The organism is Rheinheimera sp. EpRS3 (genome assembly GCF_001513785.1).
Taxonomy (GTDB): Bacteria; Pseudomonadota; Gammaproteobacteria; order Enterobacterales; family Alteromonadaceae; genus Alishewanella.
This window is the reverse complement of record NZ_LNQS01000008.1, coordinates 739,415-759,668: the sequence shown is the minus strand read 5'-3', so window position 1 is coordinate 759,668 and position 20,254 is coordinate 739,415. Positions and strand designations below refer to the sequence as shown.

The 20,254-nt window shown below is 50.6% G+C and carries 19 protein-coding genes; 13 read left to right on the top strand and 6 right to left on the bottom strand.

Features of this window, described 5'->3' with window-relative positions; genetic code table 11:
- The first annotated feature begins 93 nt into the window (after positions 1–93).
- Positions 94–1,023 (top strand): ABC transporter ATP-binding protein, encoded by a 930-nt coding sequence (locus AR688_RS12005; RefSeq protein ID WP_068233780.1) that lies wholly within the window; start codon positions 94–96, stop codon positions 1,021–1,023.
- Positions 1,020–2,198 carry an ABC transporter permease gene (locus AR688_RS12000; RefSeq protein ID WP_068233779.1) on the top strand — a complete coding sequence of 393 codons (1,179 nt, stop codon included), beginning with the start codon at positions 1,020–1,022 and terminating at the stop codon, positions 2,196–2,198. Before AR688_RS12005 ends, AR688_RS12000 begins: the two co-directional genes overlap by 4 nt.
- Here the strand turns inward: AR688_RS12000 and AR688_RS11995 are convergent.
- Complete coding sequence (locus tag AR688_RS11995; RefSeq protein WP_156420290.1) at positions 2,195–3,373, bottom strand: substrate-binding periplasmic protein; 1,179 nt, start codon at positions 3,371–3,373, stop codon at positions 2,195–2,197. The two genes, AR688_RS12000 and AR688_RS11995, sit on opposite strands and share 4 nt — an antisense overlap.
- A gap of 132 nt (positions 3,374–3,505) precedes the next feature.
- On the opposite strand from AR688_RS11995, the gene AR688_RS11990 reads away from it, so the two are divergent.
- Entirely contained in the window at positions 3,506–3,814 is a 309-nt protein-coding gene (locus tag AR688_RS11990; RefSeq protein ID WP_197412213.1) for a hypothetical protein, read from the top strand.
- Positions 3,815–3,964: 150 nt separating this feature from the next.
- Here the strand turns inward: AR688_RS11990 and AR688_RS11985 are convergent, their stop codons facing one another.
- The gene (locus AR688_RS11985; protein ID WP_068233772.1) at positions 3,965–4,426 is read right to left on the bottom strand and encodes a tellurite resistance TerB family protein; all 462 of its coding nucleotides are present in this window, start codon (positions 4,424–4,426) and stop codon (positions 3,965–3,967) included.
- A gap of 182 nt (positions 4,427–4,608) precedes the next feature.
- Here AR688_RS11985 and AR688_RS11980 point away from each other — a divergent pair, with 182 nt between their 5' ends.
- From AR688_RS11980 to AR688_RS11970, 3 genes are all read left to right on the top strand, one after another.
- On the top strand, positions 4,609–5,430 hold the full coding sequence (locus AR688_RS11980; RefSeq protein WP_068233770.1) for a zinc-dependent peptidase: 822 nt from the start codon (positions 4,609–4,611) through the stop codon (positions 5,428–5,430).
- A 92-nt stretch (positions 5,431–5,522) separates the two neighbouring features.
- Positions 5,523–6,584, top strand: a complete 1,062-nt coding sequence (locus AR688_RS11975) for an efflux RND transporter periplasmic adaptor subunit (RefSeq protein WP_068233768.1) — start codon at positions 5,523–5,525, stop codon at positions 6,582–6,584.
- A 3-nt stretch (positions 6,585–6,587) separates the two neighbouring features.
- Positions 6,588–9,800 carry an efflux RND transporter permease subunit gene (locus AR688_RS11970; protein ID WP_068233765.1) on the top strand — a complete coding sequence of 1,071 codons (3,213 nt, stop codon included), beginning with the start codon at positions 6,588–6,590 and terminating at the stop codon, positions 9,798–9,800.
- On the opposite strand, the gene AR688_RS11965 is transcribed toward AR688_RS11970, so the two are convergent.
- Complete coding sequence (locus AR688_RS11965; protein ID WP_068233764.1) at positions 9,730–9,918, bottom strand: hypothetical protein; 189 nt, start codon at positions 9,916–9,918, stop codon at positions 9,730–9,732. The two genes, AR688_RS11970 and AR688_RS11965, sit on opposite strands and share 71 nt — an antisense overlap.
- 136 nt (positions 9,919–10,054) lie before the next feature.
- Between AR688_RS11965 and AR688_RS11960 the strand changes: the two genes are divergently transcribed.
- Together AR688_RS11960 and AR688_RS11955 are read left to right on the top strand one after the other, a co-directional pair.
- Entirely contained in the window at positions 10,055–11,026 is a 972-nt protein-coding gene (locus tag AR688_RS11960) for a calcium/sodium antiporter (protein ID WP_068233763.1), read from the top strand.
- A 32-nt stretch (positions 11,027–11,058) separates the two neighbouring features.
- The gene (locus AR688_RS11955; RefSeq protein WP_068233760.1) at positions 11,059–13,323 is read left to right on the top strand and encodes an exonuclease domain-containing protein; all 2,265 of its coding nucleotides are present in this window, start codon (positions 11,059–11,061) and stop codon (positions 13,321–13,323) included.
- Between the two features lie 332 nt (positions 13,324–13,655).
- Here the strand turns inward: AR688_RS11955 and AR688_RS11950 are convergent, their stop codons facing one another.
- Positions 13,656–14,273 (bottom strand): FMN-dependent NADH-azoreductase, encoded by a 618-nt coding sequence (locus tag AR688_RS11950; RefSeq protein ID WP_068233757.1) that lies wholly within the window; start codon positions 14,271–14,273, stop codon positions 13,656–13,658.
- 149 nt (positions 14,274–14,422) lie between these two features.
- Between AR688_RS11950 and AR688_RS11945 the strand changes: the two genes are divergently transcribed.
- From AR688_RS11945 to AR688_RS11925, 5 genes are all read left to right on the top strand, one after another.
- Entirely contained in the window at positions 14,423–15,313 is an 891-nt protein-coding gene (locus AR688_RS11945; RefSeq protein ID WP_197412212.1) for a LysR family transcriptional regulator, read from the top strand.
- Positions 15,314–15,538: 225 nt separating this feature from the next.
- Positions 15,539–16,192 carry a thiopurine S-methyltransferase gene (gene tmpT / locus AR688_RS11940; protein WP_068233753.1) on the top strand — a complete coding sequence of 218 codons (654 nt, stop codon included), beginning with the start codon at positions 15,539–15,541 and terminating at the stop codon, positions 16,190–16,192.
- 312 nt (positions 16,193–16,504) lie between these two features.
- Positions 16,505–16,867 carry a hypothetical protein gene (locus AR688_RS11935; RefSeq protein WP_068233752.1) on the top strand — a complete coding sequence of 121 codons (363 nt, stop codon included), beginning with the start codon at positions 16,505–16,507 and terminating at the stop codon, positions 16,865–16,867.
- 48 nt (positions 16,868–16,915) lie between these two features.
- Positions 16,916–17,833 (top strand): DUF2971 domain-containing protein, encoded by a 918-nt coding sequence (locus AR688_RS11930; protein ID WP_068233751.1) that lies wholly within the window; start codon positions 16,916–16,918, stop codon positions 17,831–17,833.
- A gap of 64 nt (positions 17,834–17,897) precedes the next feature.
- Complete coding sequence (locus AR688_RS11925) at positions 17,898–18,365, top strand: hypothetical protein (RefSeq protein ID WP_068233749.1); 468 nt, start codon at positions 17,898–17,900, stop codon at positions 18,363–18,365.
- A gap of 184 nt (positions 18,366–18,549) precedes the next feature.
- Here the strand turns inward: AR688_RS11925 and AR688_RS11920 are convergent, their stop codons facing one another.
- Both AR688_RS11920 and AR688_RS11915 read right to left on the bottom strand, forming a co-directional pair.
- Entirely contained in the window at positions 18,550–18,831 is a 282-nt protein-coding gene (locus tag AR688_RS11920; RefSeq protein WP_068233742.1) for a hypothetical protein, read from the bottom strand.
- A gap of 53 nt (positions 18,832–18,884) precedes the next feature.
- Positions 18,885–19,835, bottom strand: a complete 951-nt coding sequence (locus AR688_RS11915) for a peptidylprolyl isomerase (RefSeq protein ID WP_082694749.1) — start codon at positions 19,833–19,835, stop codon at positions 18,885–18,887.
- Positions 19,836–20,254 lie beyond the last annotated feature (419 nt).

The window sequence follows — 20,254 nt, the reverse complement described above, 5'->3', positions numbered from 1 at the left end:
CCAGTGTTTTACATACTTGCTCACACTTTGGCGTTGGAATAAAACGCTTTGCCGGTGATAAGCTTGGCGCCATATTATTAACAGGAAACCTACATGCAGTTAATTGTTACCGCCATTAATAAAGCTTACAGCTCAGTACAGGCTGTTAAAAATGTCAGCTTTCATATTAACAGCGGCGAAATTTTTGCCTTGTTAGGCCCAAATGGCGCCGGTAAATCGTCCATTATCCGTATGCTGGTTGGCATGACCAAACCTGACAGCGGCAGCATTATGGTCAGCTATCAGAGCCAGCACTACGACCATGTGCCGCGCCGCCTGCTGGGTTATCTGCCAGAAGACAGAGGGCTGTATCCCGACAAAAGCATAGAAAAAAACCTGCTGTATCTGGCGCAGTTACATGGTTTAAGCAAAAGCAAAGCCCTCAGTGAAATGGACTACTGGCTGGATGTATTTGAGCTGACAGCGCGGCGCCACGACGAGTTAAAACAGTTGTCGAAGGGCAATCAGCAAAAGGTACAACTGATCGCAGCCGTATTGCACCAGCCCGCGTTGGTTATTCTGGATGAACCCTTCTCCGGGCTGGATCCGATAAACCAGGAAAAAGTCGTGCTGTTTTTACAGCAACTGAAAGCCAAAGGCATGACGGTGATCTTAAGTGCCCACCAGATGGCAATGGTAGAAAAACTGGCCGACCATATGCTGCTGATGGCACAAGGCCAGGTTGTGCTGGCCGGCACCCTGCAGCAAATTCAGCAACAAAGCCAGAACCAGCGTCAGATGAAAGTGGGCTTTAGCAGTGAGGTAAATGCGGCACAGTTAGAGCAACTGGCAGCCGTTGTCACGGTACAGCAACTGCAGGCGCGGCATTATCTGCTAACGCTGGCAGAGCAGGCTAGTGTGTCAGATTGCCTGAAGCAGCTACTGCAATATGGTGAGCTGACCCAGGTTGAAATGCAGTCGGCCGATTTACATCAGCTTTATCTGGCGGCAATGGCTAGGCACAAACCGGAGGCAGCAGTATGATATCGCGGCAAAGTTTAATTGTGGCCAGGTGGGAGTTTTTACGTTTTTTTAAATGGAAACAGCAACTGGTGTCGTATTTACTGATGCTGGCCGTGATTGCGGCTATAGCGTTATGGAGTTTTTTCACCGATGAGAGCCAGCAGCAATATCGCATTGCGGTGCCGGCCGAGCTGCAAATAACCAACACCGAGCAATTTCAGTTTCAGCGCCCCGGTATAGCGCTGGAAACACAACTTATGCAGATGCAAAACGATGACTCCTGGCATGCCGTGATCAGCCAGCAGGACGGCCAACTGGTTGTGCATACCCTTACTGGTAAAAAATGGTTACAACAGCTGGACGAGGTACTGCAACAGCATTACCGGCATCAGGCTGCACAGCAGATGGGGTTAAATGCGGCGCAACTGGCAGCGCTGGAGCAACCGATAGAGATTGAAACCCGTTACCTGGACCAATCCTACAAAGGCAAAGATACCCCGGAGAAGATAATTGCCATCGGCGCGTTAATTTTGCTGTTTGTCGGCTTAAGTACGGCTTTTGGTCAGGTGCTGGTAAGCATTACCGGAGAAAAACAGCAGCGCGTAACCGAGCAGCTTTACGCCATAGTAACACCGCAGCAATGGATGGATGGCAAAGTGCTGGGCCATAGTTTCAGTGCGCTTAAGGCTATGCTTACCTCAGCTTTGGTAATGTTGCTGTCTTTTGCCGTGGTCAGTGTGTTTACGAAAAAAGCCGTCGACTTAAGCTGGCTGGATATCAGTGTGGTGCTGTGGCTGATTCCGTTTGCGCTACTGGGCGTAGTGTTATGTGCCAGCTTTATGGGCGCGATAGCGGCATCAATTGACGATCCGAACAACAGCGGTAAAAGTGCGGTAATGATGATCACCTGGTTGCCAATGGTGTTTACGTTCATAGTGATTGATAGCCCGGCAGGTATCGGCATGACAATACTGAGCTTTGTACCGCTAACGTCTTTTGCTGCTATGCCGGTAAAAATGGCTATGGTAACGGTGTCCTGGTGGCAGCCGCTGCTCTCACTGTTGCTACTGCTGGCCACCGTATACTGGATGCGCCGCGTTGCCGGCCGGGTGTTTTTACGCGGTATGCAAATGTACGGTAAAGAGCCGTCATGGGGCGATATAGTGCGCTGGGCGCTGAGTAATAAAGCCGACTAATCGTTTGCCGACAAAGCGCGCTCAACATCAATACCGATGCTGAGTGCGCCGCTATGGCGGCCCTGTGCATCCGCTACCGGCACACTGAGCTTTACCTGAAAACGCCGGGTAGACTGATCATATTCCACCACATCGATAAAATAGTCACTTTGCTGGCCAAATACACTGAGAAATGGCGTTTCATCCCCCTGCCAGTAGTCTGTGGTTATTTCGCTGATCGCCACATTAGCGCCCTGATTGTCCATTAGGATCACTTCTGTTACCAGGCCGCTGTAGTTTGCCTGCCAGTTGCGCAGCTGGGCCGAAGCTTTGGTTTCCAGCAGCTTATATGCCAGGCTGCCGTCGTTTTGGCCTTGCAGTAATTGCTGCTGCCACAGGGTGTCTTGCCGGCGAATTTCTGCCAGTGTTGTTGCTGCAAGGTTTTGCTGTTGCACGGCCTCCAGCAAGGTGTTGCTGCGGGCCAGTTGTTGTGCGTTGCTAAGCAATAAGGTCAGAATTTGTTGTTGCTCGCTCTGTGCCAGTGCAAAAGGCGCTGAAGCACATAAATGCACGGCGGCATTAAAATGGCGCATAAAACCGGGTTTTTGTTGTAAGCGCAACTGCGAAAAATACACGCCCAGCGGCACATAACGAAAAAAGCGCTGTTCAAACTGATCGGCCGGCAGTTTTAACCGGCTGGCGGTGTGGGTAAATTCTTCCAGATCGGCCAGCACAGCATCGATGCGCCCTATCGCTAATAACTGCACCAACTGCGCAATGTCACTGACTTCCACTTCCAGCTTGTAGTTCTGGCTATTAAACCAGTCGGCCTGATGGCTGCCTAAAATAGCGCCATAACGCACTTTACCGCTGCTGTCTGGCCCGCTGTGGCGCGGATGCCAGAACCAATACCAGTTTTCCAGAAACAACGGCGCCGACAGCTTGGCGTAATCGTTCATTTCATCGTTGGGAATAGCGGTAAAGTAGCCGTCAATGCGGCCCATTTTTACTTCTTGCTTGGCCCGGCGCCAGGGCATCGGCAATAACTTATAAGGTTGCTGGGTTTGTTGCATAATGCAGTTAATTTGCTGATGGCTGGTGTTGCCGCTGTTGGCAGGCACATTGGTGCCCAGCAGCACTGCGCCGCCTACGTCAGAAATAACAATTAAGGTGCTGAGCGACAAAGCTAAGAACATATCGATGATCCACAGTGTCTTGTAGCCGGCACCAAGTATAGCAGCCAGTAAGCCGGGTTGGGGTTGAACTTCAGCGCTGTCACCCACACTAAGGCTGTATACTTGTGGGCAAAGGCCTGAATTGAGGTAATTATGTTTTCATCGTTTAAACAGCAGGGTAGTCAGTGGCAGCAAATGTTTGCCCGGCGCCAAAGTGCGGGCCCGCTGCAGCGCTTACTGGCATGGTTAATACTGGGGCTGATGTTGCTGGCCGGTGCGGCTATTTTGGTGTTTATGCTGTTACTAAGCTGGATTTTAATTCCAATACTGCTGTTTCGCCACCGCGCTAAAATTAAAGCCTGGCAGCAACGCCAGCAAGCTGGCGCGGGTAGTACAGGGCAATCGGCAGAGCAGCCACGCAGTGTAATTGAAGGCGAAGTGCTGCGTAAGCGGGAAGATTAACCCGAGGCATACATCTCAGGAATACGGCCGGCAACCGGCTTGCTCTAAACCAACCGTTGAAGGCATGGATGCCTGAATCGAGCCTATAGGGACATATTTACGGCGTGTTGGTGTGAGCAAACCGGTTGGCGGTTAAGCATTTAGCTGTTATCAGGCGCCACACACAGCCAGCTTGGCCTGAATATAGTCACCGTGGCGGATAAACAATAAGTCAGCAATTTTACGCAGCATGGCCTCTTCATTCGGGTCCAGCACACCGTCGGCATACGCCTGCTGCCACAAGCTATCCAGCAGCGCCAGCCGGGCGTCATAACTAAGTTGCTTTAACTGCGCGGTAAACTGGTGCAGCGAGGTGGCGTCTTTTGCCTGTTGCTCTGCCAGCGCCACTACCGCTTTAGCATCCGCTGCCGACAGCTCAAATTCATCTTTTACATACTGCTCTGCCAGTGCCAGCTCTTCGTTGCTGCTGCTAAAATCGGCGTGTGCCACCATTAGCATTAACGATACACAAGCCAGTTCGGCCTCTGTCAGGCCATAGGTTGTTTTGCTGGCTGCCGGAGCAGACAAACCATCATTTACTTTATCAAGTAAGGTTTTAAATAACTGAAACATTGAATTTCCTTTATTGATTACCGCCATTAGAGGCCACTGCCGGCGCAAAGTTCTGCTAAGGCTGTTTGTAGGCTAAAGCATACCGAACTTGAAAAACAAGCCACAACACCGCATTAAGCTGGTAGCAATAAACTTGCAGCATAGTGCTGGCAGCATACCGTTGCCTTAGTCTGAGGTGAAGCTTGGCTATCCTGATTACAGTGTTACTGGGCGCAGCGATCATTGCGCTGGTGTTATTATCGCCTCTGTGGCAGCGTTATAAGCGCAAACAACTGATGGCAAAACCCTTTCCGGCGCCCTGGCGCGATATTTTAAAACGCCGCCTGCCTTATTTTCGTGCCTTACCGGCCGATTTACAGCTGCAGCTGAAAAAACATATCCAGGTGTTTGTTGCCGAAAAACAATTTATTGGCTGCGATGGCTTAACCGTTACTGATGAAATGCGCGTAACCATAGCCGCGCAGGCTTGCCTGTTGCTGCTAAACCGGCCGGATTATTACTACCCGAAACTAAAACAGATTCTGCTGTACCCGGCCGCTTTTGTGGTCAGTGGTAACAGCCCTGACAGCGCCGGGGTAATGCATGAACAGCGCCGGGTGCTGTCGGGCGAATCCTGGGGTTTAGGCAAGGTTATTTTAAGCTGGGCCGACACCTTAAATGGTGCCGCTAACCCTTGTGATGGCCGCAATGTGGTGATCCATGAGTTTGCCCATCAGCTGGATCAGGAAAAAGGCATTGCCAATGGCGCACCGCTGCTTGAGCGCAGCGGCGATTATCAGCAGTGGTCTGGCATTATGGCAACGGAATTTAGCACCTTACAGTTACAGGCGCTAAAGGGAGAAGGCAGTTTATTTGACCATTACGGCGCCACTAACCCGGCCGAGTTTTTTGCAGTAATCAGCGAAGTGTTTTTTGAACAACCAGAACAACTATCTGCGCAGCACCCGCAGCTGTATCAGCAGTTAAGCCGGTTTTACCGGCTGAATCCGCTTAGCTGGCACTAAGGTTATAACTAACAAAAAAGTGATCTGAAACCCGCTTTACGGCATACTCTTTAGCTTATTAAGAACAGTTCTTATTTGGTTAGGGATGCGTTATGCGTTGGTTGATAGCAACAGCTTTGCTTTGCAATACAGTGTCAATAATGGTGCAGGCTCAGGAGCAAGTGCCGGTACGGGTAGCCATGCCGCAGGAAAAAGGCCTGTCAGAGCAATTGGTACTCAGCGGTAGTTTAACTGCGCAGCAAGATGCCAGTTTGTCCAGCCGCACCGCCGGTTTAGTGGCTGAATTGCTGGTTGATGCCGGTAGCACAGTAAAAAAAGGTCAGCCGCTACTGAAACTGGACACCGCCCTGGCGCAGCACGAACTGGCGCAGCGCCAGGCAGCATTAAGCGCCGCCGAGGTGCTGCAAACCGAGCGCCTGCGTCTGGTAACTGAAGCGGAAAAACTCACCGAGCAGCAACTCTTTCCACAAACCGAATTAAGCCTACGCCGGGCCGCCCTGGCCGAGGCCGACGCTATGTTGCAACAGGCTAAAGCTGAGCAGCAGCAACAGCAGGAAATTGTCGCCCGCCATACTCTTACCGCACCTTTTGCCGGTGTTATTGCCCAGCGAACGACTGATGTGGGGGAATGGGTGGCGTTGGGTACGCCGGTGTTGCAACTGGTAAGCCTTACGCCGCTATTGCTGGATGTACAGGTACCGCAGGAGTATTTTGCTGCGCTGTCGGCACTGCGCCGTATTGAAGTACGTGCCGATATGCTGCCTGCTGAAAAACTCAGTGCTAAGCTGCTGGCCACGGTGCCGGTGGGTAGCAGCAGTGCACGCAGTTTTCTGGCCCGGCTTGAAGTAACCGACGGGCAACAGGCGTTGCTGCCGGGTACCTCTGCCAGTGCGACTTTTTATTTTGAGCGCGATGACGCCACGGTACTGGTGGTGCCGCCAGACGCTTTACTGCGCCACCCGGATGGTAATTTCAGCCTGTTTGCTATCCGCGATAATAAAGCCTACCGCCACAATGTTACGCTGGGCCGTAGCAGTGAGCAAGGCGTGGAAATTCTCTCCGGCTTGCCGAAACAACAAGCGGTGGTTGTGCGCGGCAATGAAACACTGCGTGACGGCCAGGCTGTGCGCGTACTTAGCGACGATAAGGAGTAAGCCATGCTGGAAGCCGGTATTCGCCGTGGCACTATTCTTACCGTAGCGGTATTAATTATTTGCGTACTGGGCATTGTGGCAGCACTGCGTATTCCGGTGCAGATGATCCCCGATCTGGAAGTACGCACCATCAGTGTGGTTACCGGCTGGCCCGGCGCCACGCCACAGGATGTAGAAAAAGAAATTCTGATTGAGCAGGAGCGCTACTTACGCACCCTGCCGAATTTAAAGCGCATGGTGTCGCGCGCCAGTACCGGCTCGGCTGAGGTAGAGCTGGAGTTTCCGTTTGGTGTTGATGTAAACGAAGCACTGATCCGCGTTAGCAATGCGCTAAGCCAGGTATCGGCTTATCCGGAAAACGTTGACCAGCCGCGCTTATTTAGCAGTTCCTATTCCAGCAATGCTTTTATGTATTTTCGCCTGATGCCACTAAGCGGTAACCCGCTTAAGCTGGATATGGATATGCTGCGCGATTACGCCGACGACTATGTGCGGCCGCAAATGGAGCGGGTGCCAGGCGTGTCTGAAGTGGGTGTTAGCGGCGGCGCCGAGCGCCAGGTTCAGGTGTTGGTTGACCCGGCCAGGCTGGCGCAGCGCGGCATTAGCCTGACTGATGTGCGTGACGTAATCCGCGCCCGTAACCGTGACAGCTCAGCCGGTGATATCGACAGCGGTAAGCGGCGCTATTTGCTGCGGATGGTGGGCCGGTTTGATCGTATCGACGAGCTGGAAAACCTGATCCTAACCCAGCAGGGCGATAATCAGGTGCGGTTGAAAGATGTGGCCACCATAGTGCTGGACCACTTTGAAGTGCGCGATTTATCGTTTGCCGATGGTGAACAAACGCTGGGGTTATCTGTACGGCGTGAGCCCGGCTCTAATGTTATTAACATTAAGCAAGGCATGCTGCAGGTGGTAGAGCAGGTTAACCGCGATATGCTGGCGCCCAACGGCCTGCAACTGATGCTGATAAGCGATGATGTGCGCTACGTTGAAGATTCTATCGCCAATGTCTGGACCAACCTGGCATTGGGCGCTTCACTGGCTACTTTAGTGATGTATCTGTTTTTGCGCTCTGGCCGCGCTACGTTTGTAGGGGTAATTGGTGTGCCCATTTGTACTATAGCGGCGTTTTTAGGCCTGCTGGCGTTTGGCCGCACCATCAATGTTATTTCGCTGGCAGGTGTCGCTTTTGCTATCGGCATGACAGTAGATAACACCATAGTAGTGCTGGAAAGTATCGAGCAGGCGCGAAGGCGCGGCCTGGACCGTATTGAAGGCGCTATACGCGGTGTGCGCGATGTCTGGCCTGCTGTACTGGCTTCAACCCTGACCACAGTGCTGGTCTTTATGCCGATCTTATTTGTCGAACAGGAAGCCGGCCAGCTGTACTCCGATATCGCCATTGCCATTGCTGCGGCAATTATTGCTTCTATGCTGGTGGCAGTGTTTGTGGTGCCAGCCGCCATTGCCCGGCTGGGCTTTGGTAAAAGCGCAGCTATGCACCAAGACAGCATGCACCAGGACAACGCACAGGAAGACAGCCAGAGCCTGGCACCCGGTGCCATATTACGCATGGTACAGGCGGTTGTGCGTACCAGTTTGCGCCGTGGCTTGGTATTGGCACTTACCGCACTGCTCACACTGGGCGCTGCCTGGTATTTGCTGCCCCCGGCCGAATATTTACCCGAGGGCGAAGAGCCAAAAGCCTTTTCGTCAATGATAGCGCCGCCCGGTTATAACCTGTCAGAAATGGCTGTGATCGCCGAGGAAGTAAAAACCTACCTTAGCGCCCAGGTAAATGCTGATCCGGCGTTATTTGATCGCGGCGAAACCACTATGCCGTCGTTGCAGTATTACTCGCTCAGTGTATCGGTAGGGCGCATCCGTGTATTAAGCGAGCCCACCCGGCCGCAGGATATCGGTGCCATGATGGATGCGATAACCGAGCTGTTTCGCCAGTATCCCGGTATGCGGGCATTTTCGTCGCGAGGCTCTATTATCAGTAGCAATGACGGCGGTACCCGGGCGGTAGCGCTGGATATTTCCGGGCCGGATTTAGCCAGTTTATATAGCACCGCAGATGCAGCTTATGTGGCGGCAGGCCAGCTGTTTGACAACCCACAGTTAAGCTCAGAGCCATCGTCGTTGTCGTTGGATCAGCCGTTAGTGGAGATCCGTCCGCGCTGGCAGCGCCTGGCCGAGCTTAATTTTAGCGCCGCCGATTTTGGCTTTGCCGTATCGGCACTCAGTGATGGCGCCTTTGTGGATGAGTTTTTTCTGGCAGACGATAAAGTCGATATTTTCCTGTTCAGCAGCGCCGGGGCAGAGCAAAGCTTGTCCAGGCTGGCACAAATGCCTGTATTAACGCCACAGGGTGCCGTATTGCCGCTTAACAGCCTGGCTGATCTGGTTGAGGTGGCCGACAGTGACACTCTGCGCCGGGTTGATGGCCGCCGTACCGTAACGCTGTACATAGTGCCACCGCGCGAGGTCGCACTGGAAACGGCCGTGGCGATAGTGCAGCAGCAACTGGTGCCGCAATTGCAGCGTGATGGTGCTATAGGTTCCGGCGTTACGCTGGATATCTCCGGCGCTTCTGATCAGCTGGATGAAACCAAAGCTGCACTCGGCAGTAACTTTGTTATCGCCATTGTATTAATTTACCTGCTGCTGGTGGCCATTTTCACCCATTGGGGTTACCCGCTGTTTATTCTGGCTACTGTGCCACTGGGGCTGGCCGGCGCTTTGGTTGGCCTGGCGGCGGTTAACGGTGTCAGCAGTGCGTTGGCGCTGGTGGGGCTGGGCGGTTTTCATCAGCCGTTTGATATGATCACCATGCTGGGCTTTTTAATTTTGTTGGGTACTGTGGTGAATAACCCGATTTTAATTGTTGATCAAAGCCGCAATAACCTGCGTGGTGGCCATATGGCGGTAACCGAAGCCGTAGTAGAGGCCGTGGCAACGCGGCTACGGCCGATATTAATGTCTACCGCTACCACCGTTTTTGGTTTGGCGCCGCTGGTGTTAATTCCGGGCGAGGGTACAGAGCTGTATCGCGGCGTCGGCATTATAGTGCTGTGTGGTTTGTTGTTTTCTACGCTGATCAGTCTGACATTTTTACCGGCGCTGCTGGTAACGGTGCTTAGCCGTGTTCAGGGAAAAACACAAAACGGATCACCTGTGCCGCCACCAGCGCAATCATCAGCGGAATAATATAACGGCTGAGTTTGGCGGTTTTTTCTGTGTCGCGGCTGCCAAACTTTTCTGCCAGTGTAACCAGAATAAACAGCGCGGCAAACAGCAGGGCTAAAATGGTAATTAACGTGGTCATGGTGTGCTCCGTTGCAAGGTTGCGGCAAGCTTAACCTGTTTAAACTTTAGTTTCAAAAAGGCCTTGTCACCGCTTCGCGCTAAAATAACTGCATGCTATGCTGCGCGCAGTTATCAGCTAAGTTAAGGACAAAACAATGTTATTGGCAGTAGTCGCGTTAATTGCCGGTTTGGCACTTCTGGTATGGAGTGCTGACCGCTTTGTAGATGGTGCAGCAGCCACCGCCCGTTATGCCGGTATGCCGCCGTTATTAATTGGTATGCTTATTGTCGGTTTTGGTACCTCAGCACCGGAAATGGTGGTGTCGGCCATGGCCGCCGCCGACGGTAACCCGGCACTGGCGCTGGGCAATGCTTATGGTTCTAATATTACCAATATCGCCCTTATTCTGGGCTTGGTTGCCCTGCTTAGCCCTATTGCTGTGCACTCTCAGGTGCTGCGCAAAGAGCTGCCTATTTTAATGCTGGTTACCTTATTCGCCGGTTGGTTGTTGTTTGATCATCAGCTAACCAGCTTTGATGCTGCGTGTTTGCTGGGCGTATTCTTTGTATTAATGGGCTGGTCAATCTGGCAGGGCATGCGTAACCCGCAAGATGCGCTGGCTACTGAAATGAACGACGAGCTGACCGACAGCACCAAAATGACATTGAAGCAGGCCATTATCTGGTTACTGGTAGGCCTGGTGTTGTTAATTGTTGCGTCGCGCATGCTGGTTTACGGCGCCGTGTTTATTGCCCAGGGCCTGGGCGTTAGCGACCTGGTGATTGGTTTAACTGTTGTTGCTGTTGGTACCTCGCTGCCCGAGCTGGCATCGTCGTTAATCGCCATTAAAAAAGGCGAGCATGATATTGCGCTGGGTAATATTATCGGTTCAAACCTGTTTAATACGCTGGCCGTGGTAGGTATAGCGGCAGCTATAGAGCCAATGGCAGTTGATGCCGTGGTGTTAACCCGTGACTGGACCTTAATGGCCGTATTAACCGCAGCAGTGTTTGTAATGGGCTACGGCTATAAAAAGCAGGGCCGTATAAACCGGGTAGAAGGCGGTATTTTGCTGGCAGTGTTTATCGGTTATACCGGTTATCTGGTTAGTACTGTTATTGCTTAACATGACTATTGTTTAACACAGACAGGAGATTAATGGCCGCGCCGCGCAAAGAACTCGATAGTGGATATTACCTGCAGCACTTTAACGAGCTGCTGCAGTTTGTCGCGGCGCACTATCAGGGCGTATTAACCAACGATAGCCGTGCCTTATTGCAGGATTTTGCCGCCTTAAGCGCAGCAGCGCAGCAACTGCTGGTGCGCATGCTTAACCGCAAAGGCAGCGTATTTGCCGATACCGAGCTTAGCTACAGCGAAATTGGCCCAACCGCACCGGTGCTGGACGAGTTAACTCAGGCCGGTTTTATTGCAACGTTAACTGAACCTGATCTCGCCGATTTTTGGCTGCGTTTATCTAAAGACACTTTATGGCAATTACTGCAACTGGCAAAAGCAGAGCTGGCTAACGCTGAGCACGCCCACACCGATGCCAGCAGCATTAAGAAAAGCCAAACCAAACCGCAACTGCTGGGCGCAGCCTTAAAGCTGCCGGTAAACTGGCTGGTGCTTATTGCCCGGTTGCCACAGCGCTATGTGGTGCTGCAACGGCAGGACGCACTTAACTATATTTATTTTCTCTATTTTGGCCGCCTTGAAGCCAACTTATCATTATTTACCCTGCGTGATTTAGGCATCCGCCAAACCGGCCAGTTTAAACAGCAGTTTACGCCGCGCTTTACGCAAGCCCAGCAGGCACTGCTGGCCTATCAGCTGGCTAAAGCCAAACCGGCCATTATCGAACTTGGCAAGCAGCTAAAAAAACAACCGGATAATGCTGCAGTGCTGCTGAGCCAGTGGCTGAAGGAGGTGGCGCAGTGGCCACTGCCAGATGATAACGCCTTACTGCTAAAGCGCAGCGATCGCTGTTATCAGCTGGGTAAGCTGGCCGAGCAATATAAGCTGAACGATATTGCCATCGCGTTTTACCAGCAAAGTAATGGCTTTCCGGCCAGTGAGCGGCTGGCCCGTTTATATGCGCAACAAGGGCAAACCACGGGTAATCAGGAGCGCTGCCAACAGTATTTACAGCAGTTATTAGACGACCCCAGCTGCGACGAAGAATGGTTGTTTGCCGAAGATTTTTACCAGCGTAAGTTTGGTGAAACCACTAGTGGCCGTAAAAGATCGCAGCTTACGCAATTACTGCACGATGCGCCGCAGGTAGGGGTAGACGAGCTGTATCTGGGTAAAGCCGAGCAAGGCTTAATGGCGCATTATGCCGCACAGGGTTATACGGTATTTCACGCCGAGAACAACCTCTGGCTGGCACTGTTTGGCCTGTGGTTCTGGCATGAATTATTCGAGCATAGCGACAGCACCCTGCATAACCCGTTTGAGCGCCGGCCGCGCAATTTAGCCAGCGGCGGCTTTTATCAGCAGTTTGCCACTGAGATTGAGCAAAAGCTAAACCAGCTGGCCGCGCCAACTGCAACCAGCACACTGCTTAGTGCTTTAACGGCGCATTACGGCAAAGCCAATAGCTTGTTTTACTGGCACAACGATTTAGCAGAGCAGTTACTGCCGCTATTGCAACACGCCCCCAAAGTAGAGGGGGTAAACAGCTTAGTGCCAATACTGCGCGCCATGGCGCAGGATTTTAGCCGCTATAGTAGCGGTTACCCGGATCTGTTTTTGCTCAAAGATAACCAGCTTGAATTTATCGAAGTAAAAGCCCCCGGCGATAAAATACAGCGTCACCAGTTAGCCCGGCTGTTAGCGCTGCAAAACGCCGGTTTTAGCGCGCGCATAGAAAAACTGCAGTGGATAGTTGACCCAAACCGGCTGTATGTGGTGCTGGACGTCGAAACCACCGGCGGCAAAGCGGGGACAGATCGCGTTATCGAAATCGGCGCGGTTAAGGTGCAGGCCGGTGAAGTATTGGGCACCTTTAGTACGCTGTTAAACCCGGGCCGTTATATCCCGTCTTTTATTACCCGGCTAACCGGTATTAACAGCGCCATGGTAGCGGATGCCCCCAGCTTTGCCGATATTGCCGCTAAGCTCGCCGAATTTTTACAAGGTGCTGTTTTTGTCGCACACAACGCCAAGTTCGATTACGGCTTTATCCGCAGCGAGTTCGCCCGTTTAGAGCAACCCTTTGATATGCCGCAGCTCTGTACCGTAGTTAATATGCGCCGTTATTATCCGGGGCTGCAATCTTACAGCCTGGGCAAGCTGTGCGAAGAGTTCGACATTAAACTCACCAACCACCACCGTGCACTGGATGACGCAACCGCAACGGTGGAGTTATTAAAGCTGATTAATGCCAGGCGCTGTGCGGCAGAACTTCCGACAAAATAAAACTGGTGGAACATGAAAATACATTCCAGACCTCTGAATGACGATGATTTTAAACAAATGAGAGAGCTTCTGCTGGCATGATGCGAAAAGCCGGTTTTGAACTGGTAGAAACCTTCTATGACCCTAATAAGAGGTCTGTAGGATCAAGAAAAACGTCGGTGCTGGTGAAGGGCATATAAAATCAATAGGGTGACATTGATTTGCTGTAGGCAAAAGTTACTTACAGAAATATCAACGTCACTGACTCCATCGACTCATAGCGGCAGCGCCGAACGCGTTTTCTGCGAAAGCATCCCCAAAATACGGTTAAACCGCGATTCCTCCATTCACGTTTAGACGTTCGCAGCTAGCTTAAGCTGCTCGCCGAGCTTTCCCACGAAGCCCTGCATGGTTTCCTCGCCTAAATCTACCGCCTTCGCCCCACCGCCAGCAACGAGCGTCACGTCGCTGATACCGATCACGCCAAGGATCAGGCGCAGATACCGGGAGGCGATGTCGCGGTCCTGAATGGGTGATCCCTCGGTATAGATACCGCCTGATGCGATCAGTACTGTCGCTTTCTTGCCGGTCACGAGTCCGCTTCCATCAAAGCCCAATGTCATGCCTTTGCGAACGATGTGGTCCACCCAGGCTTTAAGGACAGCCGGCACATTGTAGTTGTACACGGGCGTTGCAATAACAATGTGATCAGCGGCGAGTAATTCCTCCACGAGTTCGTCTGATAGGCGCAGCGCGTCTGCCATCCCGGGCGACTGTTTATCCGCAGGTGTGAAGTACGCTTGCAACCAGGCGTTGTCGACAAACCGGAGTTTAGTCTCCAAAAGGTTGCGGTGGATGACTTTGCCATCGGCGTGGGCTGTAACCCAGTCATGCACGAAACGCCGCGTCATGTTGTGTGATACCGATTGCTCACCGCGGGGGCTGGCTTCTATGACCAATAGCTTAAGCATTTCAAATCTCCTAAAAAGTAGTCAGGAGTGCCACAAAGGCTTTTCTCCCAAGCTGGGTGTATGGAGAATATATAACAACCTCTTTATTAAGATAAGTGATTAAAATATGATAGAGAATATCGGTATTTGTGATGGATTTGGAGTGCACCTTGATAGGAAGTCTTACACTTGATCAGCTTCGGGTTTTGGTGACAATTGCGGATGTGGGCAGTTTTTCGGCTGCAGGGCGAAAGCTGGGTCGCGTCCAATCCGCGATAAGCCAAACGATCTCGACACTTGAGGATATCCAAGGCGTGTCGCTGTTTGAGCGCAGTGGCTACCGGCCAATTTTGACAGACACCGGGCGGGTTCTTGTCGAACAGGCGCGCTTGGTATTGGCAAGCGCTGCAAGGTTCGAGGGAGTCGCAAAGGGGGTTCGCATGGGCCTGGAACCGGAGCTCGTCATTGCAATCGATCCTTTAGTGCCCTCGGCTCCATTCATCGAAAGTCTGTCCGCCCTGAGCCTGGCCTTTCCGAATCTGCCTGTCAGTTTTTCAACCGAAGGGTTGGGCGGCTCGTTGCGGCGACTCAGAAATGACTCGACTGCAATCGGTATCTGCTTGCTGCTTCCTGCTGTTCCGGATGACATTACCGCTTATCCATTGCTACGCGTCCGGATGCAGGCGGTGGTAGCCCCGGGGCATCCGCTTGCCAGGCTTGGCCGTGCGGCGACGCAAATCGATTTGGAGCCGCATGTTCAGCTTGTTCTATCGGACCCAATTGATCCCGGAAGCGCAAACTTTGGGCTGGCAAGTGTGAGATTTTGGCGCTTCGTGGATCTCGGCCGGCGCCTCGACTTTTTACTCGGTGGTTTCGGATGGTGCCGCATGCCTGAACATCTCGTATCAACGTTGATACGAGATGGACGCCTGGTTCCGCTGTGTATTGAAAACGATCCGACGCCAGAGGAAGGCCTGACGATTTATGCCGCACATACGCGTAACCGGCCCCTGGGGCAGGCTGGCCAGTGGTTGCTCGATGATCTCAGGCGGCGTCTGTAAATATAAGACGATCATAATAATATTTAGGGCCAGATCAAAATTATCCTTGCTCAAACTTTTAACCTAATTCCGATTAATGCCCGGCGGCAGCTGAGCCAGGGCAAGAGCTAGCGCAAGAAATCGTACAAACAATGCTAGTATCGACAGCAAACCGGTTGTGCGAAATGGCATTGCCGAAGTAACTGACAGCAACACATTATTAGCATCAGAGCAAAAGGAGGGCGCGTGGACCCGGATTTCTGGCAGGAAAAATGGCAAAAAAGACAGATTGCTTTTCATCAGGCGGCGGCCAATCCTTTGTTAGTCAGTTGGTTTAATCAGCTGGCACTCGCGCCCGGCGCCTCGGTTTTTCTGCCACTGTGCGGTAAAAGCCTCGATATACACTGGCTACTGGCGCAGGGTTATCACGTCGTCGGCGCCGAGTTAAGCGAAATAGCTGTGCAAGAACTGTTTGCTGAGCTTGGGCTAACGCCCGACATTAGTGGCGCAGGCAACTTGCAGCTTTATCGTGCGGAACAGTTGCAGGTGTTTGTCGGCGATATTTTTCAGTTGTCAGAAAACACCCTGGGCCCGGTTGCCGCCATATATGACCGCGCCGCACTGGTAGCCTTGCCTGACGCTATGCGACAGCGCTATGCACAACACCTTATAACCATCAGCCAGGGTGCGCCACAATTGGTCATTTGCTTTGAGTATGATCAAGCGCAGCTGGCAGGGCCGCCGTTCTCTGTTGACAGCCTGGAAATGCATAAACTCTACAGCAGTGTTTATAGCCTTAACTGCCTGGAAAAACGTGAAGTGCCAGGTGGGCTAAAACGAAAGTGCCAGGCCACCGAGATCGGCTGGCTTTTAACACCAATAGAGTCAGAGCAAAATTAAATTATGTTGAGGTATCAGGTCTAATTTTTATCTGCCCCTAATAATTCATAATTTTAATAATTTATGTTTTACCAAAAATCTGCACTAAATGGCTATTTAAATGTACAGTTTTACCTTTGAGTTTTTTATCCGCAACTTGCGGGCTTAAAGCCCGTATTTTGCAGCAACATAAATTGCTACAAGATAAAAATGCTTGATTTACATTCAGCTAGCGCCATAGACTGAAACCAATTATAGAACTTGCGGGATCGAAAAACGCCGCTCGCGGGTTCTGATCCTTTGAACAAGCTGTTAGTTCTACCAGGAGTGAAAATGAAATTCTTAGTTATACTTTTCGGCCTTCTATTTATATCTTTCGCACACGCAAACGAAGGCATTGATATTAACAAGCTTAGGGAAGGTTCAATCAAGGAAATCCATAAAATCCACCCGAATACGAAGGGTAATGATTTGGTGTTTGTAGATATGGAGGTGGAGACCAAGAGTAAAAAATTGGCGGAAATCTATATTGAACTTAGCTTTGTAGATAAAAACTCACTTCACTCAGATGAATATTCAAAATACGCATACGATAGATATATCGTATCTTTCAACATCGTATCAGGCCGCCTAAAAGAAGTAGTTAAAGGTGGCTGGGGTTCATATCAACCAGTGGATAACGATGTACTTAAGTAACCCGATAATAACTAACAAGCAAAGGGAGCATCGCCCTTCGGGCTGGATGTGCTAACGCGCGCCGCGGCTTTGGGCGTTAGCTTTCAAAGAAAAAATCGAGGAATGATGGTACCTAAAGAGTTATTCAAATATAGAAACTTTGAAAAGTACACCATCCTAAGTCTATTGAATAAGGGACTTTGGGTGCCAAAACCTGTTCAGCTTAATGATCCATTTGACTCGCAACTTAAGTTACTGGTTAGCGATGTTAGTAAAGCTGAGTTTATCGAAGACTTTGGTAAGTTCCAGCACTGGTACAAAAACGAGACTGGTAAGCTTATCACTTATAATGGTTTTGATGATTTATTTGAAAATGGAAAGCCAAGTACATACCTCAAACAAAAAGCTGGTATGGTGGCTGATTACTGGAATGATAAAGCGGAAACAGTTGGAGTGCTGTCATTATCATCAGACCCAATTAATACTTTGATGTGGTCACATTACGGAAATAATCACTCAGGTATTTGTATTGGTTATTGTCCTGAAAAGCTATTTCCTAAGTCTATTTCAATGGTCAGTGATTGGTTACACGAAGTTGAGTATAAAGAAGAAAGTGAAATTACCAGAAACGCATATTTGTTGTATGCTGCATGTGGTATGTGGCATTCAAACGATGCCGCATTCAGATTGTTTTTTAAGACTCTTTGCACTAAGTCTATAAATTGGAAATACGAGAAAGAGTGGCGCTACTTATTGCCAGAGAATGGTGGGCAGGTTTTCAATTTAAATATTGAAGCCATCACTAGCATTACTTTTGGACTTAATACTTCGGTTGAAACTAAAACAGCGGTAAGCCATTTGCTTAGGTATCATCAAAAGAAAACACGCTTTTACCAAACAGTTCGTGATGATCACAGCGCAAAATTATGTCGATATATCATGGATATAAGTTCACGATATTGGGGGGAATCCCCAGAAGGGCGCTAACAAGCAAAAGCTGCCGACGCGTACCGCGCAGTTGCTTTGAGCGTTAGCCAGTAAGGAAACCACAGTGCCAATTCAGAAAGAAATTGACAATCAAAAAATAAGTGACGCAAAAGATATAATTGGCTGGTACACAGTTGCAGCCACGGCAAAAGGCGCAGTCCCAGTACCCGCAACATCACTTGCAATAATTGCAAACAATGGGTTTATGATTGCCCACGTTTCATCACAACTTGGAATAATTACCACATGGGATTCCGTCCTTACGTCTTTAGGGGTTGCTGGAACGCTTAACGTAGCCGGCAGAGCCATATTCATTGAGGCCGCCAAGGCATTGTCATGGGGAACAGGTAATGCTTGGGCGGCAATTGCACTTTCAGCGGTAGGAGCAAGCACTGCCGGCCTCCAAACATACATAATAGGTTTGCTTACAATCCAAATTTCCAAAAATGGTGGAAAACCAATAACCCAAAAAGAGGCAAGCGAAGTTATTGATGGCGCAAAAAAACATACAAAAAATTTGAACAAGAAATGAAAGAGAAAGAGCTAAAAGACCCTGGAAAGCCCTCTGACGAGATATTAAGCAAGATCGATAAAAAGCCAGAAAATTGAAGCCAGAATATAGGGTCGGAGCTGGAATATGGGTCGTAGCTATTAACAAGTAATGGAATATGGGGTCGTAGCTATTAACAAGTAATAGCTACCCGTTAGCTGCTACCTTACTGTACTGTTTCTTCTGTTAAACGTTTCTGCAGCCGCTGCTTTACTGCCTGTGAATACATCACACAGCCGTTAGCATCTGTTAAACCCGTGCTGCTTTGTAGCCGCGTGCGCATATCACTGGCCGACGGGTGGGGCGTAAGCAGAATTTGGCAATCAAGCGCTGCCAGTTTATCCAACCCGGCGCGGTACGCTTTTAAGTAACTAAGATGCTGGCTAAAACGGTAACTGTCGCTGCTAACCGGCGATAAGCTGTCGGCAATCAATAGGCTCAGTGACATTGATTAAATGACAGCAATATCAACGTCACACCCCCAGCTCTATCCGCATGCGGTTAGTTCACTGGCGTTTCTCTCACCGGCACTCTGACATTACAGACTTCAATATAACCGGCGGGGTGTTGGTACCAATCGCCGCCGCGGTTGCGCTGTGCTTCTACTACGCCTTTAAAGGTTGCTGTGTCGGTGCGCAGCACTTGCAGTGCGGTACGCTGTGCTGGCGGCATGTCTGCGGCGAGGGTAATGTCTTTAATAACAGTGTACTGGTCGGCTGAAGAATAAAAGCCCATAGCGCCCTGTCCTCTGGACAAGGTTGATAATAACGCCATGCCCTGGCGCACGGTGCCTACCAGCGTAATATTGCGATCCAGATGCCGTGGCGCATGGCCTGTTACCACATACATAGAGGTGCCGGAGCCGCTGTCAGCGTCGTTGTCGCGGCCTATACCCACGGCGCCGTAGCAATGAGTTAACCAGCCGTTGTTGTTACTTGGGTCTATTGCCATGGCAAAGCCGTTAACGTGGCCCGTTTGTGGTGCATAGCCGTCACGGTCGGCTAGGGGAGTAAAAGCGAAATTCGCCGGCAGCTTAACGCTAAACTCTGCCGCTATGTTGCGCTTGGCCTGCTTTAGCGCTTTTGGCGTAACGCCATCGGGTTCATTCCATTGCACCACATAGTTATCCTGCACCCGCACTATGGGTATGTTCTGGTAAAACCCCTCGCGCACCAAAGCCTTAATATTGCTGATATGCTTGGGTGCAAAATCACTGGCTAATTCTATAATAACCCGGCCTGTTGGCAGTTCCAGATATAAGGTATTTTCGGCGTCGAGTTCGCGCCAATCGGTGGCGCTACTATGCGCCAGCCAGTCGGCTACTGTCGTCGCTTTGGCTGCTTTTTCGCTGGCTACTGCACTGGTACTGGCCGCTGTTTCACAGGTTATTGTACTGGCAGTCGCCAGTACAGCGCTGGCCAGTAAAGAAAAGATGTGCTGTTTTTTTAGCATCGGCTTGTTCCTGTTATTGTTTTTTTAAATAAACTAACAGACAACTGCCCCGGCCGCTACTATGGCATTTTTGACCAATACATGAATTAACGGTGTCAGCTCATAATTAAATATATGATAAGTTTAAGGTTTACCTTTTATCCGACTCTGCGGCTAAGGTCTGCTTTGGCGGCCAGCAGGTTTTTAATTCATTCATCGTAAATATCGTCTGACCTGCTGGCGCGAATAGAGCACTTAATGGCAAATACATCAGCAAGCTACGTAAGCGGCGCTGAATCAAACGAGCCAGTGTCATTGATTTGGTCTAGGCAAATGTTATTAACAGAAATATCACTGACCCCTTCGGTCTTCATCGATCTTTACAAAGTTTGCTGCGGCAGTGAAATCCATATCGTTCAGTACTATTGTCATCTATGGTT

What these genes read in the sequence shown, in the direction of transcription:
- AR688_RS11950 (WP_068233757.1), bottom strand. Translation starts at nt 14,273, where the DNA reads ATGCTTAAGCTATTGGTCATAGAAGCCAGCCCCCGCGGTGAGCAATCG.
- AR688_RS11920 (WP_068233742.1), bottom strand. Translation starts at nt 18,831, where the DNA reads ATGTCACTGAGCCTATTGATTGCCGACAGCTTATCGCCGGTTAGCAGC.
- AR688_RS12000 (WP_068233779.1), top strand. Translation starts at nt 1,020, where the DNA reads ATGATATCGCGGCAAAGTTTAATTGTGGCCAGGTGGGAGTTTTTACGT.
- AR688_RS11975 (WP_068233768.1), top strand. Translation starts at nt 5,523, where the DNA reads ATGCGTTGGTTGATAGCAACAGCTTTGCTTTGCAATACAGTGTCAATA.
- AR688_RS11955 (WP_068233760.1), top strand. Translation starts at nt 11,059, where the DNA reads ATGGCCGCGCCGCGCAAAGAACTCGATAGTGGATATTACCTGCAGCAC.
- AR688_RS11985 (WP_068233772.1), bottom strand. Translation starts at nt 4,426, where the DNA reads ATGTTTCAGTTATTTAAAACCTTACTTGATAAAGTAAATGATGGTTTG.
- AR688_RS11970 (WP_068233765.1), top strand. Translation starts at nt 6,588, where the DNA reads ATGCTGGAAGCCGGTATTCGCCGTGGCACTATTCTTACCGTAGCGGTA.
- AR688_RS11995 (WP_156420290.1), bottom strand. Translation starts at nt 3,373, where the DNA reads ATGTTCTTAGCTTTGTCGCTCAGCACCTTAATTGTTATTTCTGACGTA.
- AR688_RS11935 (WP_068233752.1), top strand. Translation starts at nt 16,505, where the DNA reads ATGAAATTCTTAGTTATACTTTTCGGCCTTCTATTTATATCTTTCGCA.
- AR688_RS11965 (WP_068233764.1), bottom strand. Translation starts at nt 9,918, where the DNA reads ATGACCACGTTAATTACCATTTTAGCCCTGCTGTTTGCCGCGCTGTTT.
- AR688_RS12005 (WP_068233780.1), top strand. Translation starts at nt 94, where the DNA reads ATGCAGTTAATTGTTACCGCCATTAATAAAGCTTACAGCTCAGTACAG.
- AR688_RS11960 (WP_068233763.1), top strand. Translation starts at nt 10,055, where the DNA reads ATGTTATTGGCAGTAGTCGCGTTAATTGCCGGTTTGGCACTTCTGGTA.
- AR688_RS11990 (WP_197412213.1), top strand. Translation starts at nt 3,506, where the DNA reads ATGTTTTCATCGTTTAAACAGCAGGGTAGTCAGTGGCAGCAAATGTTT.
- AR688_RS11915 (WP_082694749.1), bottom strand. Translation starts at nt 19,835, where the DNA reads ATGCTAAAAAAACAGCACATCTTTTCTTTACTGGCCAGCGCTGTACTG.